General features: G+C 37.2%; 18 protein-coding genes. All 18 read right to left on the bottom strand.

The window, feature by feature from the left end:
- Positions 1–283 precede the first annotated feature (283 nt).
- The 18 genes from V7108_RS09020 to V7108_RS08935 all read right to left on the bottom strand — a co-directional run bounded on the left by V7108_RS09020 (position 284) and on the right by V7108_RS08935 (position 19,279).
- A complete protein-coding gene (locus V7108_RS09020) occupies positions 284–1,351 on the bottom strand; it encodes an acyl-CoA dehydrogenase family protein (protein ID WP_335519698.1) in 1,068 nt (355 codons plus the stop codon).
- On the bottom strand, positions 1,338–2,507 hold the full coding sequence (locus V7108_RS09015; protein WP_335519695.1) for an acyl-CoA dehydrogenase family protein: 1,170 nt from the start codon (positions 2,505–2,507) through the stop codon (positions 1,338–1,340). The genes V7108_RS09020 and V7108_RS09015 overlap by 14 nt, the downstream gene beginning before the upstream one ends.
- Before the next feature lie 53 nt (positions 2,508–2,560).
- On the bottom strand, positions 2,561–3,766 hold the full coding sequence (locus V7108_RS09010) for an acyl-CoA dehydrogenase family protein (protein ID WP_335519692.1): 1,206 nt from the start codon (positions 3,764–3,766) through the stop codon (positions 2,561–2,563).
- 92 nt (positions 3,767–3,858) lie between these two features.
- Entirely contained in the window at positions 3,859–4,641 is a 783-nt protein-coding gene (locus V7108_RS09005; RefSeq protein ID WP_335567970.1) for a GntR family transcriptional regulator, read from the bottom strand.
- 44 nt (positions 4,642–4,685) lie between these two features.
- Complete coding sequence (locus V7108_RS09000; protein WP_335519686.1) at positions 4,686–4,985, bottom strand: hypothetical protein; 300 nt, start codon at positions 4,983–4,985, stop codon at positions 4,686–4,688.
- 415 nt (positions 4,986–5,400) lie between these two features.
- The gene (locus V7108_RS08995; RefSeq protein WP_335567969.1) at positions 5,401–7,020 is read right to left on the bottom strand and encodes an MFS transporter; all 1,620 of its coding nucleotides are present in this window, start codon (positions 7,018–7,020) and stop codon (positions 5,401–5,403) included.
- Between the two features lie 778 nt (positions 7,021–7,798).
- Positions 7,799–8,242, bottom strand: a complete 444-nt coding sequence (locus V7108_RS08990) for a nuclear transport factor 2 family protein (protein ID WP_335511380.1) — start codon at positions 8,240–8,242, stop codon at positions 7,799–7,801.
- Between the two features lie 139 nt (positions 8,243–8,381).
- On the bottom strand, positions 8,382–9,512 hold the full coding sequence (locus tag V7108_RS08985) for an amidohydrolase family protein (protein ID WP_335511381.1): 1,131 nt from the start codon (positions 9,510–9,512) through the stop codon (positions 8,382–8,384).
- A gap of 24 nt (positions 9,513–9,536) precedes the next feature.
- The gene (locus tag V7108_RS08980) at positions 9,537–9,890 is read right to left on the bottom strand and encodes a Rieske (2Fe-2S) protein (protein ID WP_335511383.1); all 354 of its coding nucleotides are present in this window, start codon (positions 9,888–9,890) and stop codon (positions 9,537–9,539) included.
- A 145-nt stretch (positions 9,891–10,035) separates the two neighbouring features.
- Positions 10,036–11,304 carry a TRAP transporter large permease gene (locus V7108_RS08975; protein ID WP_335567968.1) on the bottom strand — a complete coding sequence of 423 codons (1,269 nt, stop codon included), beginning with the start codon at positions 11,302–11,304 and terminating at the stop codon, positions 10,036–10,038.
- Between the two features lie 42 nt (positions 11,305–11,346).
- Positions 11,347–11,826, bottom strand: a complete 480-nt coding sequence (locus V7108_RS08970) for a TRAP transporter small permease (protein WP_335568140.1) — start codon at positions 11,824–11,826, stop codon at positions 11,347–11,349.
- A 238-nt stretch (positions 11,827–12,064) separates the two neighbouring features.
- Entirely contained in the window at positions 12,065–13,135 is a 1,071-nt protein-coding gene (locus V7108_RS08965) for a TRAP transporter substrate-binding protein (protein WP_335567967.1), read from the bottom strand.
- Positions 13,136–13,345: 210 nt separating this feature from the next.
- On the bottom strand, positions 13,346–13,780 hold the full coding sequence (locus V7108_RS08960) for a nuclear transport factor 2 family protein (protein WP_335567966.1): 435 nt from the start codon (positions 13,778–13,780) through the stop codon (positions 13,346–13,348).
- A gap of 72 nt (positions 13,781–13,852) precedes the next feature.
- A complete protein-coding gene (gene namA / locus V7108_RS08955; protein ID WP_335567965.1) occupies positions 13,853–14,941 on the bottom strand; it encodes an NADPH dehydrogenase NamA in 1,089 nt (362 codons plus the stop codon).
- A gap of 83 nt (positions 14,942–15,024) precedes the next feature.
- Entirely contained in the window at positions 15,025–15,468 is a 444-nt protein-coding gene (locus tag V7108_RS08950) for a nuclear transport factor 2 family protein (RefSeq protein WP_335567964.1), read from the bottom strand.
- A gap of 248 nt (positions 15,469–15,716) precedes the next feature.
- Complete coding sequence (locus tag V7108_RS08945; protein WP_335567963.1) at positions 15,717–17,018, bottom strand: TRAP transporter large permease; 1,302 nt, start codon at positions 17,016–17,018, stop codon at positions 15,717–15,719.
- A gap of 1 nt (position 17,019) precedes the next feature.
- Positions 17,020–17,571 (bottom strand): TRAP transporter small permease, encoded by a 552-nt coding sequence (locus V7108_RS08940; RefSeq protein ID WP_335516813.1) that lies wholly within the window; start codon positions 17,569–17,571, stop codon positions 17,020–17,022.
- A 250-nt stretch (positions 17,572–17,821) separates the two neighbouring features.
- Complete coding sequence (locus V7108_RS08935) at positions 17,822–19,279, bottom strand: DUF1254 domain-containing protein (RefSeq protein WP_335567962.1); 1,458 nt, start codon at positions 19,277–19,279, stop codon at positions 17,822–17,824.
- Positions 19,280–19,368: the final 89 nt, after the last annotated feature.

Raw genomic sequence — 19,368 nt, 5'->3', positions numbered from 1 at the left:
TGTATTAAGAGTCTAGTTGTCTTTTTATCAATTCATGCGCGAACACCATGTTAATATATTGTAAGGTTGTACGGTCCACCTAATGTATACTTATACTTTACCACGATGAATAAATAGGTGTCAAACAATTCTAAAAATTTTTATTATAGTTTTTTGGTAAGCATTAGTCTGCAACCAACGCTTACCTTTTGTCTCATTGTAAAAGAGTGGCAGAGAAAATCTGCATTATTTTTTTATCTATTAACTTCATGTAGATAGTAATAGATTGGTAACCAAACCTATACTATTTAATTTCTGCAAGATTACTAAATAATTTTTTTTGATGTTTAATGCGTTCGCCAACCGCTTTATAAACTTCGCTTGAATTCAATATTGCCTGATAACCAAGAAGATTACGGAACGCTTCTTCAATCCAAAAATATTGGGAATATCCTTTCCCACCGAAAATCTGAATGATATCATCAAAGATAGAGATAGCAACCTGAACAGCGTCTGCTGCAGAAAGTTTGGCGATTGCTTGTAGATTCTCATTTGAGGGATCCTGTTCCAAAGACACAGCACTTTCGAATAATGACAATCGTGCACCTTGAACAGTGACAGACGCGTCTGCCAATTTCCATTGAATCGCTTGTCTGTCACTTAACGGCTTTCCAAAGGTTACCCTGGTTTTCGTGAATTCAACTGCCTCTTCAATCGCTCGTAAAGAACTTCCAACAGCACCTGCGGCCAGTTGTAAATACATGAATACCAATTGTGGATTCTTTTCGTTGTTCAAGTCTTTATTAGAATTTATTTTTTGACCGTGAACTTTATCTAAATGGACTTCACTTACATCTAGAATACCTATTCCTTCACGAGTAAGTACTCTTACTCCTGGGCTGGAACGGTTAATGAGGACCTGCTTCGAATCAATCCAATACCATTGACAATTCTCATCCCCGATTGCCGAAAAGCTTCCAGAAACAACCACACCATTCTCCACAGGGATGGTTTCACACCAAGTTACATTTGTAACAGGGTAGACACCCTCTTTAAGAGTATCAGAAGACCAATCAGAGGAAACTAAATTCATTGGTTCTGCCCCATCGACTACGCCTGCTCCCAAAAATCCTAAGAGAGATCGATGCAATTCTTCATAAACCGTCAAGCTGGAATAAGCGGATAAGGATTCCAAATCTCCTATTCCATTCCCTAAGTAACCTTCTGCAAATAGTTTAGAACGAAGAGTTGTTGAAATTTCTTGAGGAACCTTTCCGTTTGCCATTCTTTTTTTTTCTACTGGAATCATTTCTGTTTCAACAAAATTCCGTAGCATTTTTCTTAATAGTGAATCCTCTCTACTGCGAAACATGTTTTACCTCCTCATGCACATTGTACGGACTAAGACGATCAACCTCTTCATAGCCACGAATTAATGAACGGCTTGCTAACAGCTTCATGGTCTCTGTGGATCCTTCCGTAATCGGGAACCGTCGAAGATCACGATAATAACGCTCGAAAACCGTGCCAACAGCATAACCATAGGGGCCGCTAATTTCTAAAGCTCTGCGAAATACTTCCATGGAAAGTTTGTTGCTGGCTAGCTTACTAAGGGCAGCATCATAACGAGCATCTTCGCCATTATCAAATTTGTATGCTGCATTGTACATCAAGAAACGCGCACGACGATATTCTGCTTGAACACGCCCTAGCCACTCAGGATCGACTTTATCTGGAAAATGCTTTAAAAGCTCATCTATTGCTCTTGACACAGCCCCTAAACAAATTGGTGACTGGAGCATATAGCGATTTCTGGTAAACCAGGTTTGAGCAATATTGAATCCTTCTCCAATATTTCCTAACACCTGCTCATCCGAAACATAACAATCATCAAACCTGATATACCAAGGCTGATCTCCACCCATAGTTGCAATTTGCTCAGTTGGGTTAAATCCGGGCGTATCCTTGTCTACAATAAAACAGGTAATCCCGTCTCGCCCTTTTTCTGGATCCGTTTTTGCATATACGAGGCAATAATCCACATATCCCCCATACCCAATGAATTTTTTCACTCCATTTATAACCCAACCGGAACCTTTTCGAGTGGCATAACATGTCATCCTTGCTGGATCTGCCCCTGCCTCTGGTTCCGTTTGAGCAAACCCGCCCAGCTTTTCTCCACGGATGGTCGGATACAAATAACGTTCCTTTTGCTTTTCACTAGCAGAATAGAGAATGTACATAGGGTTTTCCAAAACAACTCCCATCACACTCCATAGGGCTGTTCGACCCAAAGCTTCCCGCCAGCCTAAATAGGTAACGCTTGGCAAGCTTTGACCCCCATATTCCTTTGGTGCGGAAGGAGCCCATAAACCTTGTTTTTTCATTTCGGAAAAGATGTGATTAACAATGTCCTCAGGCAGTTCATTTAAAAACTTTGGAAGCAAATATTCATAGGGAACCATTTCTTCTTCAACAAACTTTCTCATTTTCGCATTCCATAGATCGGCTTCATGTAATAAATTCATATATATACTCCTGTCTATCGTTATCTATTAAATCCTTCCTATCGAAAAGCTCATCACAGATAATCTTGCAGCTCCCACTTAGCAATCGTGGCACGGTGAACCTCATCCGGACCGTCATAGATTCGCAATCCTCTTTCATGAGTCCACATGTGAGCAATAGGGAAGTCGTCTGTTACTCCAGCTCCGCCTAGTATTTGAATCGCCCTGTCCAAAACCTTTGTGCTCATGTTTGGCACCGCTACCTTAATCATGGCAATTTCCTTTTTTGCTGCCTTATTTCCAACTTTATCTACCATATAGGCTGCTTTTAAGACCAATAAACGAGACTGTTCAATGTCAATACGGGAATTGGCAATCCATTCTCTGACAACTCCTTGTTCAGATAAAGGCTTACCAAAAGTAACACGCTCCATGGAACGCTTGCAAATGATTTCAAGAGCACGTTCAGACGTCCCGATTGATCTCATACAATGCTGTATACGAGCTGGACCAAGCCTTCCTTGCGCAATCGCAAACCCTTCCCCTTCTCCAACAAGAATATTGGCGACAGGGACTCTAACATTATTAAATTCAATTTCTGCATGACCAATAGGAGCACGGTCATATCCAAACACTGGTGTAGTTCGAATGATCTTTACCCCTGGAGTGTCTAACGGTACAATGACCATCGAGTGTTGTTTATGCCGTTCCCCAGAGGTACTGGATTTCCCTAAAACGATTGCAAACTTGCAATTTGGAGAGGCCGCACCTGATGACCACCACTTTCTGCCATTAATTACGTACTGATCTCCATCTCTGACAATAGACGTCTCAATATTTAACGCATCAGATGAAGCGACTCGAGGCTCAGTCATACTAAAACAAGAAAGAATTTCCCCGTTTAGCAGTTGAGGAAGCCACTTTTCTTTTTGCTCATCAGTCCCATATTGAACCAGCATTTCTATATTAGGTGCATTTGGACCATGACAGTTGAACACTTCCGGTGCGATAGGGGAACGGCCCATTATTTCACATAAAGGAGCATATTCAAGATTGTTCAACCCAGCTCCATATTCCGGATCTTGAAGGAATAAATTCCAAAGCCCGGCTGCCTTCGCCTTTCCTTTCATTTCTTCCATAATCGGAGGTGATACCCAACGATTTTCAGCTTGTTCCATCTGCTCGTGATACGTTTTTTCGTTTGGAAAGACAACTTCTTCCATAAATTGATTTAATTTTTTTTGCAGATGAACCACTTTATCCGAATATTCAAAATTCACAACACACACCTCAGTTTCATTTATTTTTTTAAGAATGATTCCTATAATTTTCTACAAAAATCTTTTGCAGCCAAAGCTATTACTTAAGATTCCTAGGAATGTTGGTTAAACTCTAACCCTAAAATATAATTATCTTCTCTTTCTAAACTTAGTCCAACTGTCAAGGATAGCTTTAAGCAATCTCCCCTTACTTTTCGTTTCTGAACAATAACGGCATTTTCACCTGAGTAAACAACCCGTTCTAACGATAGAGCTGGAACCCCAAGATCAAAACCTAAATATTGAGCTTCAAATTCACTAATTGAGTTAGCTTCGATATCTAATGTGGAGTGGGTAAAGTTTAAATTACATTCTTTTTTTAAGTATTCAAATATAGTTGTATTTTCCAAATCTTGATCTAAGAGGTTGGGCGCAAAATGTTGTGGAATGTATAAAGACTCGAGCATTAAAGGCTCATTATTTATTAAACGATTTCGGACGATGTTAATCGTTTTATGAAATCGAGGTAACTGGAATATTTCTAAAATTCGATTTGGAACATCTTTCTCTACTGCACTATAAACAATTTTAGAGCTTGGTATTAACCCTTGCTTTATCGCTTGGTGATTAAAACTCAGTTCCCCTATCAAATTCTGGGTCACTTTGGATTTAGAAATAAAGGTTCCGACCCCTTGTTTTTGATAAATGACTCCTTCTACCATAAGTTCATTTAATGCTTTTCTTACTGTGGCACGGCTTACTTTATATGTTTCCATTAATTCTCTCTCAGAGGGTACTTTTTGCCCTTCTTCCCATGAACCTTCCTTTATTGTCTCTTTTAGTACTTCCTTTAATTGATAATAAAGGGGAATAATACTGCTTACGTCCAACATCATGATCATTCCTTTAAACGAAAGTAACAAGATAATAATTATACTTTTTATGCTGTCGTGTTATAAACGGTTTTCCAATAATCAGTCAATTTTTTAGAAAGTCCACCATGACCGAATTTTAATCGTTTATTATCTAAATGGCTGGTTTCGTGGACATTATGAAGAAAATTAATAATTTCTTTTCTTCTTCTAAACAAATCCTTTAGACCATTTTTATAAAACCACAGATCAATAGTATTATAGACCCCTCTGTTGATCCCGTACTCCTTCTCAACATAATCTGAAAATAAACAATCTGGTAAGCTGATATTGTTTTGAGCTAATCTTTCCCGTTTGATATTACTCATCGCTTTTTAAGCCCCCTTTGATCACCCTTTACTATTAACTAGCCAATCTCTCATTGCATCCCTAACATAGCGTGTATAAGCATCTCTCGTTAATATGTCATAAGGTTGTTCGTACCACCTGACCTATACTCTAAATTTAGCATCCTTTTACTCCATTTGTCAAATGCTTTTTAATTTTCTGACTATTAAAATCTAATTCTTTCCCTTTTTTCTTTAAAAGAATGCACCAACTGGAATGAAGGAGGCTGAATTCTTGCTCTTGTTGCTCTTCAGTAAGAAATATTACTATACGAGTTTGTAATAGCATCCAAAGGAAACAACAAGTTCGAAATAGAAAAACCTAAACGGAGGATAGGATTATACCTGCCTCCTGTTTAGGTCCAGATTATTCGTTAGATTAAAGTCATTAGGACTGTTATACCGCGTCAGTAACAACTTCCTGTGTTTCTTTTCCTGCCTGTTGTTCTTTCTTACTTTTCATAAATAATGCAAGGAAGATTGCGCCAATAATTAAAACAACGACATTCAGCAAGAACATAGTATGAAAAATGTGAACCATTATATCCTTCATATTAACTATCACGCTATCAAAGGTTTGCTGCAGCTCTGGTGAAAGTCCGCTTCTTATCTCTGCAGCTGCCGTTTTGTTTGTGAGCGCCTGGGTACTTGACATAACACCTATTTCCGCTTCAGATAACGCTCCTTTTAGCTCTGCAGGCAAATACTTACCCACTTGCCAATTTAGATTCATAATAAGTCCGGTAATGGATAAACTGACGACAGTCGCTAAATTGGTGAAAAAATATTCCGCCCCTGTTGCAGTTCCTACCACATTATGCGGCAAATGATTTTGCAAATAGGCTACGAATACGACATTAATGGCCCCCGAATTCACGCCCATCAAACCTATAATTGTGTAAATATACACAATGTTTGTATTATCATTAAACCCTGATACTAAGTACATCATTGCTGCATCAAAAAGAAATATCAATGCGATGACCATTCTATATTTTCCTGTTTTTCTTATAATCTTACTTAAGATAAGAGTAGAGATAATATGCACGGTCATTAACGCCGTTATCAAGGATCCAGAGACAGCAGCTGACATGCCCTTGACTGCTTGTCCAAATAGCGGAACATAGGTTAAATAAGTAATAACAACAACTGCCCCAAGGGAATGTCCGATCACAGGAATCAGAAAATATCGGTTTCTTAAAAGACTTAATGGTAAGATAGGTTCCGCCGCCTTGCGCTCAACCTGTATAAAAAGGATAATAGAAACGAAGGAAATTAAATAAAGCGCTATCATCGTACCTGAGCCCCATGAAAATTTGGATCCTCCCCAACTAAATGCCAAAAGGAACGGGATCGCAGCTGTGCAAAGAAGGAAAATTCCCGCATAATCAATTCTTACTTTTACCTCACGTTTTACTGTGGGCATGTAGTGGTTAACTACAAAAAAGACGATGAGCATGAAGGGTAATGGGAAGTAATATAACCAGCGCCAACCTATAGTGTCAACGATAAATCCTCCCAGCAGGGGTCCGGTAATGTATGTAACACCAAGCATGGCAGATAAATACCCTAATATTTTTACCCTTGTTACTGAAACATATAAATCAGCAATAACCGCAAAAACAGTTGCAAATAAAAAGCCTCCGGCGATCCCAAGAACTAACTTATATGCAATTAATACCGAAATAGAATGGGCTGAACCGGTAAGTATAAGACCGAAAGCAAAGACAGCCAGGGAAATTAGATAAATTCGCTTTCTCCCGTATAAATCCCCTAGTTTACCTGAAATCACCCTCCCGATAGAGCCACCCAGCATGTAAGTCGTAATGGTCATGGCATAAAACTGCATTCCCCCAAGATCAGCGATAATGCTAGGGGTTGAGACTCCGTGAATGGATCCCACAAATATATCAAAGTAAAAAGTCATGAGGACGGTTATCGTAACAATTAATAAGGGCTTTTTTTCCAAATGAATGATAGGTTTTTCAATAGGAACGTTCACATTCTCGTTTTTCAAATCCTTCTCTCCCTTAAGGTTATCTAGTATAAAAAATTACAAAATACATTATTTATTAGCACCTTTATTAAGGTAAAAATTACTCAGTCTAAATTTTTCTATACAATCTTAATTTCTCTATAAGACTATGTATTGTATTTATCAATTTTCTGCCTCCTCAAGGTTAAAGTTATAAATGAAATTAAATAAGCAGAAGGTCTTTAATTCAAATCATTAAAACGTTTTCATATTATTAGATTGTCTTTATATTAAACCGTTTCAAATATAAACCAGTCTACTGTTTTATGTATATATCATCTCCTTCCCTTTGTAATGGACTGGTCCTCATGGACAAATTTAGTCAGTCATAATAAGTTCCATAAGTAAATCTAAAAGAAACCCATTTATTAACTAAACTCAGCTTCGTCTCCTTTACTAGGCATTGACATGCTAGTAAGACCCCTTAAATAATATAAGGTTGTCAGGACCACCTTTTGTTTGTATTATAATGGAACATAGACAAATTGACAATATTTTAAAAATATTTTTAATTATTTTGTAACTTCGAAAAAGATGAATCTTATATCCTACTCACCATACGTTGGCGAGTACAGCTGTTTCGACAGGCCGATTTGACTTCGAATCTTCACGAGGTCATACTATCAAAACAGAAACGGGAGGCATTGGATACATGCCTCCTGTTTAGGAAATATAACCGTTACATTGGGGTTATTCTACAACTTCATTTACGGCATTAAACCACTTCAAAAATTAATAGACCACAAGGAAAAGATGATCGTTAATCGAAGATTGGGCTTTTAATTGGGTGTGGTGTAAATGCGCGTTTCTTTACATACCATCTGCCATTTTCTTTTACATATTCATCTCTGTACGTACCCGATAAAAGAGAATACGTGTCATTGGCAAGTAAACGGCCAAAAAGCACATCATGAATCCCACTAGCTGTATTTCCATTGACTTCGATTACCGAATTCGAAATATGATGATAGGATTCCTTGGAATTAGATTTAATCGTTTCTAACATGTCAGTGATTTCTTCTATGCCACTGCCTACACGAATATGTGGAACATCAAAAACGGCATCTTTATGCCAAATATTTAAAAACAGGTCATATTCTTTTTTGTCCACTCCATGACAGTAATTAGCAATTAATTTTCGAATTTCCTCAATTGCTTCTAATCTCTCAATTTTTTCTTCAAGTGATACTTGTATTATACTCATCTATTATCCTCCTTGGATTCATCTTGCTATTGCTCTAATTACTTTAAGAGGTTACCGAATATTTAGAATTTACAAGTCGGAAATCCCCGATAAAATATGAAGTAGAAACAGAGCTGGTAAATTTAAACTCACAAATAATTTATTTGTTAACTTCCATTGAAACTGGTAATCCATATAACTTAGCTGCATTCTTATAGAGGATATTCTCTCTAAATTCCTTTGGAAAATGTTTGAATGTAATTTCCGGTGGATTGTAGGTAAAATGCGGATAGTCACTTGTATACACAATTTTATCCCTGCCAATCATTTCTGCCAAATCAACAACATGTTTTGTATCCTCTGGCCGGTTTGGTTCAATCAATGGTTGTGTTCCAAACCAAAAATGCTCTCGAACCTGTTCACTCGGTGGACGTTTTACCCAAGGAACCTCTCGTCTTAACATTGGCCAATGAGTATCCATTGTGTACATAGTATTTGGAACCCAGCCAAAACCTCCTTCATTAAAGAGGAAACGCAGCTCTTTATATTTCTCAAGCACACCGCTAAATACCAGGCTCGACATTGCTACTTGAAGTGGTATTCCATTACCTGTTTGACTCTCCGCAAAATTGTTAACTTCAAAACCATCTCTATATAATCCCCCACGGGTTGATACATGATAAGTAATGATAAGTCCGTTTCGTATAGCTGCCTCCCATATAGGGTAATACCGCGGATTTCCCCATGCCCCATAAGGACTAAAGCTCGGTAATGCCACTTGAACGATTTGAGGATGACTGCCGACGCGATCAATCTCACGAGCTGCTTCTTCAGGATTTTGAGCTGCAACTACAACAGATCCAAGCATACTCGGATCCTTCGATAACCAATGCTCAATTTGCCAATCATTATAGGCGGAAGCTACTGCCGCTGCCATTTCAAGTTGTGGAGAAGCAGAAATAAACCAGGTAGCATCAGGGTTAATAACTGCATAGGCATAGTTATATTTATCGGCTATTTGTTCTCTAAAATAACGTAATGAAGAAGCTCCCGTGCCGCCCTCAGGTGTATCACTGTCAAGGCAGTTCCGTTGGAGAATTGCCATTGCAGGCGCCCCTTGAAAAACTCCTCTCCATCCACAATCTATCATAAAATTTTTCCAATAATCACTCATATATGGCAATAGATCATTTTGCGAATGAGGATTGGCATGAAGGTCACAATCAATGACAGGTACTTTTGTTTTTTGGTTCAAAGTATTATCGATATTTTCTTCAACCGTGTTAGTCATATGAATCCCCTCTCTTCTTTCATACTAGGCATATACTACCAAATCGTTCCCCTCTACCTTTACATCATACGTTTTCACTTTTTCATTAACTGGATCATGATCTGAACATCCTGTCTCCAAATCAAAACTCCATCGGTGCCATGGACAATAAATGTGTCCGCCATGTTCCTCAAGACAGAATTCTTTTACTTGGGAAGAACGAGCAACTGGCCCTAAAAAGCCTTTATCTAACTCTGCCCCCTGATGAGGGCACGCATTTCGTATTGCGTAAAACTTATCTCCATTTCTAACAACAAGAACAGAGGCCCTTCCAACTTGAAAAACCTTCTTTTCTCCTGGCTTGATGTCTTCTTTATTACATAATATATTCTTTCCCATTCTATTAACCCTCCTAGCATACTAAGTAATTATAGAAATAATCTATTAACTATTATGCTAACCTCACCCCCTAAAATTGAATTGGTACAAAACGGAGAATGAAGAAATGCTTATTTAGATACCTTTTCATCCAATAAATAAATCATTAATCTACTAAAAATGTGCTTAACCAAGGGAAGTACAAAATAATGATTGAACCGATTATAAGAGCATACATATAAGGAAGTGAACCTCGTATCACTACGCCCACATTTGTTTTGAAATTTGAACTTAATACAAATAGCGTCATACCAACGGGAGGTGTGATTTGCGCTATCATTAAACAAATAACCATGATAATCCCAAAGTGGATTGGATCAATTCCTAAATTCAAAATGGTTGGTAATAAAATAGGAACGGTGATAAAAAGGATCGGACCCGGTTCTAAAAATGTTCCTAATAATAATAGAAATAACACAATAACTAACATCACTAACCATGCCGGTACATTAACTGTGGCGACATACTCCGTAATCTGCTGTGGAACTTGAGAAAAAGTAAGAGATTGAGAAAATAATGATACTCCACCTAGAATGATGTAAATTGCTGCGGTTGTAACCACTGCACCTTTTATACTTTTTATTAAATTATTTTTTGTAAAGTTTTTACGTTCAAAGATAAAACTAATCAATAATACGTAAAAGACTGCAATGGCCGCCGCTTCGGTAGGAGTGAAGATTCCTTGATAAATTCCCCCTAAAACGACTGCTGGCATTAACAAGGCTGGAATAGCCTGCACAAATGATGAACTTATCTCCTTACTGGAACTCCTCGATTTACCTACTGCCTTTTCCCGATAACTAACGATGATTGCTGTGATAACAAGTAGAATGGTAAGCATGATACCTGGTGCGATACCTGCTAAGAAAAGATCGGAAACATTTACCTGTACGATAGACGCATACAAAATCATAATGATACTTGGAGGGATCATTGCACCTAATGTACCTGATGCCGATATAATACCTAAACTATTTTCTTTGGAATAGCCTGCTTCTAACATATGTGGAATAACCATCGTACCCACTGCAACAACGGTGGCAACTGCTGATCCTGAAAGTGCCCCAAATATGGCGCATGCTATGACAGCAGCTATTGCAAGGCCCCCGCGAAAATGGCCGACTACATGAACAATGAACGACAGCATCCTATGAGCTGTACCCATAAAAGTCATTAAATTGCCCGCAAGTAGAAAAAATGGTATAGCTAAAAGAATCCAGCTATCTGCAGCTATAAAAAAATGTGAAGGCACATTGGCGGTTGGTAAATTCATTCCAAATACAGCTAGAAATCCTCCGCTCATCCCCAATACAAACCATATTGGAGCCCCAATAAATAGTAGGATTAAAAAAATTATAATCGCTATAGCTAACAAAATGACTTTCCTCCTTTGTTCATCTAAAAAGTATTACGTTTTCTAAGGTGTTGCAATTTCTTCTTGCTGTGTCGTTTCATTAATGGATTTTGAAGAATTCTCTTCAATTGAAGAATGACTTTCATAATTTACACGAAATTTATAAATATCCAAAATGATTTGCTGAAAAACATATACACAAGAGAAAAACATACCAATTGGAACTGCTATCGCAGGCAAAGCCATTAATACTAATCCTGAGTTCGTTCTCATATTCATTTGAACTAACGAATCTACCCATTTGATACCGTTCCAAAAGAGAAATATAAAAGCCAATAATAATAAGATATTAATGAATAAATCTAACCCATACTTCTTTCTACCTTTCAGATAATTGGGTAACATATCCATTTTTATATGCTCCCCATTTTTAATTAAAGGTCCTATATATGCAAAGACAGAATAAATAATGAAGTATCGGGACAGTTCTTCAATCATTGGATACGAAATATCAAAAAAGTATCTCATAATTACGCTGTACATAACGAGTGATACACTAAATACTAAGAGTGTACACGCTATGAAAGACAGACTTTTATCAATCCAGCGAGTGTAATTTTCAATCCTAGGAATAAAATTCAATTTTTATCCACCTCTTGATCATATTCGATTTGAAATGAATCGAGTTTATACCGGGTTAGTATAAACTCGATTATTTCATTAGCATGCCTCTTAGATTATTAAAGTTTATAAGATGGGGAAAGCAAATGTTTATTATAAGTTAGTTAGATTGGGCGGCTTCAATCAACTTTTGCCCATCTTTTACAGTTTCTTTGAACATATCATAGACTGGGCTTGCTGCTTTTTTATACTCTGACATCTCTTCATCCGTAGGATAGTAAAGCTCTACCCCTTGTGCTTCAAGTTTGCTCTTAGCTTCTTTATAATGTGTTGTTAGCATTTCATCATTTTGCTCTTGAATAGTTTTTCCAGCCTCTAACAAAATTTCTTGAAGATCAGCTGGCAATTGATCAAACTTTGCTTTAGACATAATTACAGGGTTAATAGAATAAACAACCGGTAAAAACGTACCTGCCTTTACTGGTAAGTCTCGATCAGCCGTTTGTACAATAGAGGCAATCGTCCCATCAATAATCCCTTGTTGTAACGCTGGAATAAGTTCTGTCGATACAATTGGAACACCACTCGAACCTAAACTCTCAAATGTTTTTAAAACCAATTTGCCTCCATAAATCCTTACCTTTAACCCTTTCATACTATCCTTATTCGTAACCATATCTTCCTTGTCTCTTGTCCAGATAAGACCAGGGTCTGCTCCAACAAAGGTGCCTAAAGGTTTTATTCCGCGTTCTTCCGTTTTTTTCAATAAAAGTTTTCCGCCATTTTCTTGTTCCATATAGTCTCTTAAACTATTTATAGCTACATTAAAATTGTCAGGATCATAATCAAATAAAAATGGTAATGCCAATACGTCAAAAGCTGATTCTATGGAACTTAATCCAGAAGAACCATTAAAAGCCATATCAATTTGACCATTAAGTAACCCAGGAATTTCCTGATCATAAGGAAGAAGCTGAGCACTTGGATATACCTCTATTTTGAGTCTGCCTTTACTTTGTTTTTCTACCTCTTCCTTAAAGGAATTTGCAAGCTTCCCCATTATTTCTTGTCCTGAGTAACTATGAGATGCTCTAAGAACATATGTTTTATCACTTGTTCCTGCAGAATCATTTCCTTTTTTTGTTTCCTTACCAGCAGATTCTTCACTTCCACAAGCTGCCAACAAAAGAATCAAAACCATAAGCCCTAACACATACAATTTCTTTTTCATTAGAATCCCCCTTTACCTATCAGTTTTAATGTCCATTGTCGCCAAACCACTATCTCTTATTTTTGTTTTTGTAAAAGATGGCTAAATTAGAAATAGTGCCTGAGACAAATATGACCGAATATTCGGAATCCTCAAGTTAGCGAGGCCATGGTATACAATCTAATGATGTTGTTTTCATGTGAATCTAGCCAAGTGTCATGCCCGCCTTTTTTAAAATAAAGGGCTTTTAATGTTAAAGTAAAAAAGTTCTCTTCTCTTTAATAGCCAGTTCCCTGTATTCTTTGTATATTCATCCCGGTAAGATGCAGATAATAATTCTGATTTCCCTTTTCTATCTGTATAGGTATAGACAACATCAGAAAGGGCTGTTGCAGAATCTCCATTCACTTCGATCAAAGAATTCGTTGTATGATGGTGTTGTTCTTCTCTACTAGCCAAAATAGAATCAAACAAACTTTCAATCTCTTTTTTCCCAGAGCAAGTTCGATGCTTTGGAACCACCCAAACCCCTTCTTCATGCCAAATACTTGAAAAAGTCTCCCGGTCCCTTTTATCAACACCATGGCAATAGTTGGCTATTAATTTTCTAATTTCATTAATGGCCTCTAGCTGGTGTATTCTCTCTTGTATCAGCAAATGTTCCATTTTATCACGAACCTCTCTCTAGCTAACAGCTCATTTCTCTACTCTAAAAATATTGCTTCATTTATATTTGCTTTATAATTTAAGCGCTAATGCTTCATGCCCAGGGACCCATCTTTGAACGATTGAACTGTTTTCCTTTATTAACATTTCCTTCCATGCCCGGTCATATTGGAAAGGCGGTTGAATAAACTCTCCTAATTGATGAGCAGCGGTTAGCGGCCAAAATGGATCCCGCAACAACTCTCTGCCAATAAAAATTAAGTCAGCACGATTATTTTTTAGCATTTCCTCTGCCAAGAGTGCATGTGTGATTAAGCCTACCGCTCCGGTAGCAATATCAGCCCCTTTTTTTATTTTCTCTGTCAATGGAACTTGATAACCTGGATAGGAATCAATTTCAGCGAGGACAACCCCGCCTGAACTGCAATCAACTAAATCAACACCCTGACTTTTCATCTGTTGTGAGAAATAAATAAAATCCTCGATTGAATTTCCGGCTGGATGGTATTCATTTACAGATAAGCGGACAAACAAAGGATTTCTCCAAACCGTATTAATGGCCTCAATAACTTCCCTTAAGAAACGATAGCGATTTTCTCTTGAACCTCCATATTGATCCGTTCTTTTATTTGACAATGGTGATAGAAAACTGCTAATTAAATATCCATGTGCACCATGTAACTCGATTAAATCAAAACCAGCTTCTTTACACCTGATTGCAGCATTCTTAAAGTATTCGACCACTGCTTTAATATCTGCGATACTCATTTCTTTCGGTGTTCTCTTTTCCTTATTATGAGCAATTGGTGATGGGCCAAAAACGCTATCACCTACTGCCTTTCTGCCTGAATGACAAAGTTGTATCGCAATTTTCGAGCCATTTTCATGGACTGTATTTACAATACTCCTTAAACCTTCGATATGTTTATCATCCCAGATCCCTAAATCAGTAAATGAAACTCTTCCATGGGGATGTACAGATGTAGATTCCAGCATGATGAGTCCTACTTGGCCTACCGCTCGAATTCCATAATGGAGCTTATGCCACTCTGTTGCTGTCCCATCTTCGTCTTTAGCTGAATGCATACACATTGGAGACATGACGATCCGATTTTTTAATGTGACATCTTTAATTTGATAGGGAGAAAATAGCTTACTCATTTCAATTCACATCCTTAAATCCTTAATTCTAGTGCACCATAATCTTGATTTTCAATCTCGGTAATCGTTCCTTCTCTTTGCTTTCAGACTCTATTAAAAAGAGGGCTTATCGTTGCCTGAGGTTTGAATTCTCGTCTCTTAATCAGCCATTTTCCTGAGCTTTTACAAAATTCATCATAATACCTTCCAGATAAATAGGTAGACTCGCCATTTATCAAACGATAATATAAAACATCAGAAACACCTGTAGCGTTATCCCCATTAATTTCTATTTTAGAGTTGGTTACATGATGGTGATGGTTTTGTTCAGCTGATGTTATCTTATCGTACATTTCTGCAATTTCCTTTTTTCCATTTGAAACACCTCTAGGAACCATGTAGACTGCCTCTTTATCCCAAATACTTAAAAAAGACTCTTTATCCCATGAATCAACACTTTGACAATAAGTTGTAATTAAATTTCTTATATCTTGAATACTTCGTAAACGCTGTACTTGCTCCAATAAATCTAAAATGCCATTTTCCATTATTCAGTCCACACCTCACTATAATTTTCACAACATATTAATTTGGACCTTCTACGATCTCTAATTGTTGAAGATAATAATGGCGATTCATCCTTCTTTTTTTAATTATAATATTATACGAATGCCGCATTAATATATTATATGGTTATACGCACCACTAGAAATATATGTTAATTCTAGCATCGCCTTCTATAACCGTCAAAGTATATTTAATATTCTGTCTATTGAACAGCAGGATGTCCTAAATGTTACTTCATGGTTTGAGGTAAAAATAACGCGATCTCAGGGAAAAAGAAAAGTAACACAATTAAAACCAATATTGGGACAACAAATAGTAAAGCGCCTTTGAAAATCTCTTTAAGATTTAATTCTGGTACCACACTATTAAGAACAAAACAATTCATACCAACTGGTGGTGTAATCATTGCCATTTCGACAACCAATACAATAATAACCCCGAACCAAATAAGATCAAATCCTAACATCTGAATAATTTGTAATACAATTGGTATGGTTACAACAATCATTGCCATTGTGTCCAATACCATGCCCAATACAACATACATAAGGATAATACAAGCAAATATTGCAAAAGGCGGTAAAGAAAGATCTGCAAAAAATCCTTCTAAAATCAAAGGCAGCCGTGTTATCGATACTACGAAACTTAGAAAAAAGGCACCAATCACAATGGTAAAAATAAATCCAGTAGTTTTAAGTGTTTCGGCAAGAGTATCCTTAAGTTTTACTAATGTTAATTTTTTTCTGATTAATGCAATTAGAAATGCACCAACAGCACCAACACCAGAAGCCTCAGTCGGAGTAAAAAGACCGAAATACATCCCTCCAATAACAAGAGCAAATAATGCTATAGTCCACAATGTTGGCCGAAGACTTGATAATTTTTCCTTTAAACTATAAGATACTCCCTCAGGAGCCATCCCTGGGTTTAAGGCAATTACAATCTTAATGGTTAACATAAATAATAAAGTCAAAATAATCCCTGGGATAACTCCCGCCATAAGAAGATGACCAATTGACTGTTCTGTAAGCATCCCATAAATGATAAATATATTACTTGGTGGAATTAATATCCCCAGTGTTCCTCCAGCCGCTATGGCTCCACCTGTTAATGACCTGCTATAACCAGCATTCAACATCTGCTTTGTAGCCATAACACCCATTGTACCTGTAGTCGCTAAACTTGAACCAGAAGTTGCAGCAAACATGGCTGAGGCACCAATTGAGGATATCGCCATTCCGCCTCTTATTTTGCCAAAAAGTTTTCTAAACATTGAGAACAATTCTTCACCGATTCCAGAATAAAATATTAATTGTCCCATTAATATAAACATTGGAATGGTAATTAAATTATAATTAGCGCTATGAGTCCATAAAATACTCTCAATTGCACCAAATATAGCCCGTTCACCTCTTAAAAAATAGATTGCAATAATAGACGGAACTGCCATAGCAATAGCGATTGGAATTCTTAAAAACATCAAAATAAACATTGCACCAATTACTAAAAAGCCTATAGTTTCCAAGGACATTTTATTCCCCTACCTTTTCCACTTGACTATTTCCCAAACTTGTTACATTCTCAACTAATTTGACCCGGTTCTTTACTAAACTTAATACATCTTCAACAACTTTCAGGGCACATTCCAAAGCCCATAATATAGTAGAAAATACAATCAGAAATTTAAATGGGTACAATGGAATCCCTAAAAGATCTGAAAACTGGGGATTCTCAATGAAAAGTTCTACAGCCGTATGATAGTAAACAACCGAAATCATAATGGCAAAGAAAAAGGTTAATACGGATGAGATGATATCTAAACATTTTTGAATTCTTTGTGGAAAGTGGTCCACTAAAAGTCCAATTTTTACATGTCCATCCATATTTTGGGTGTATGGTATTGCTAGGAAAATTAAAACAACCATTAACAAAGTAGAAAGTTCAACATCCCCCAAAATCGGACTGCCTACGTTTCTGGAAATAGATGAAGCTGTAAGTAATAAAACCATCAACACCAATGTGGCAAAACCTAAATACATAGAAATCTTTGTTAAGGATCTGATAACGTTAAATGTATTCCTCATATGCATGGCTCCTCCCCCTACTTTCAATTCAATTTCCATTAAAAATAGATAAATCCCCTATTGATTTACTCTGATATTGGATTGCACTTTAGTGTTATTTATCAATAGGGAAACCGAAGAAATAAAGTTCAGAAAATTCAACCCTATATCTACTATTAATATGAATGGAAACTCTACTCCCTCTACCTTAGCAACATTAGCTTCAAGAGCAGAATATCAGTAACTTCTTTTATCTGTACTTAAATTCGCATCATTTAGATTCTATCGGAACAATCGGAGCTGGAACCCATTTACCTTCAATAACCTGCTGTTCCGGTATATACAGACGCATCATAAAATAAAAAATTCCTTCAGGAGCCGGGAGCCAGTTAACATCCTCTTCTGATGGTTTATCCTTTTGGATACGAATTTCGATAGTGCCATCCTCTTTTATGATCAATCCTTCTGTACGGTCTCCAATCGAGAACCGGTCAATTTCGTTTTCCACCATAAATCCTTGGTCATTATACAAAGTAATAGACCAAAATGCTTTTACAGGCGGCGTTGTATTCTTATCAAGAACAATCCTGTAGCTTTTTTCTCCGGTAAGTGGGTCACCATTAACATCAACACGGCCGATTGGATAGACGGCTTCCTCTGGTATCGCAACATAAATTTGATCCTTTGCAACTGCCGCTCTAAGAAGATAATCATCACCGAATCGCGGTCCAAGGTTATTGATTGTCCAGCCATTAATATTCCGTCCTAAATTTTTGGATCTCTCGTTAACGAATTCTTTACCTTGTTCCAATCCATGAAGGATTTCTTGCTTTTGTTTATCACTAAGAACAGTTGGATCAAATCCTACCGTAGTTAGACCAATAGCTGAAAATCTATCCAAAAGCGCTTTTTCCTCATCACGTACCCACCAATCTTTTAGTACATTTCCTAATTGATAAAGGAAAGCAAATTCATCACCTTCATTAATCCCTTCATTAAGAAGGCGTTGATTAGAAATTAGAGGTTGCCGGTCTATTCCTGCTTTATAGTCTTCAAAGGTTCGAAGCTTTATTTGTTTCTGTAATTCATGTACCTTAGGAAGATCTTTTTCACCATCTACCAAAATACGTCCTGCTATAAGTAAGTAACGTGTTGGACTAACAACTGCCTCCATACCATCGGGAACTGGTATTTCATCATCTGGACCGGTAATAAACAAAGGCGGCATTTGACCCCCATGAGTTCGTTGTCCAAGAGATTTATCGGCGCTGGAATCTGAGTAGTTTATAGAAAATGTATAGTATCTCGAACCAAAATCCGGTGTTTCTATAACAAATGGCCCATCCTCAAGGTCTATCCATGCAATACTATACATAGTATCATTATTTGGTCCCGGTCCAGACCGATTAGAAGGATCCGCAAGCTGCTTTGCATGACCAAATGAGTTAATTGGTGTCCCGTTACGACCTACTGTAGGGTCTGACAATGTTTTATTTTGACGAATATTTGCAGCACTTACCAGCGGATAACCCCAAATATAGGTTTGGGTCGCAATTTTAGTAAGATCATCGGTTTCTTTAAAAAGTACCTCTGTCGTAAGTGCAACCTCTTTCGGTTGTTCTTTCTCTTTATTTACCTCGTTTTTTACCGGTTCCTGCTGCTTACACCCAGCAATAATAGTAAGAATCGCTGTCAGGCATAAAAAAACGGATAATGATTTTTTCTTCATTTTACTTCTATCCCTCCTATTACTATTCAAAGGAAATGATTACGAATTTTGGGGATTTTGTCTTTTTAACAAAATTATAAAAAGCTATT

Source organism: Neobacillus vireti, assembly GCF_036962345.1.
Lineage (GTDB): Bacteria > Bacillota > Bacilli > Bacillales > Cytobacillaceae > Neobacillus > Neobacillus vireti_A.
The sequence above is the reverse complement of the archived record's forward strand: the minus strand, read 5'-3'. Positions and strand labels throughout refer to the sequence as shown.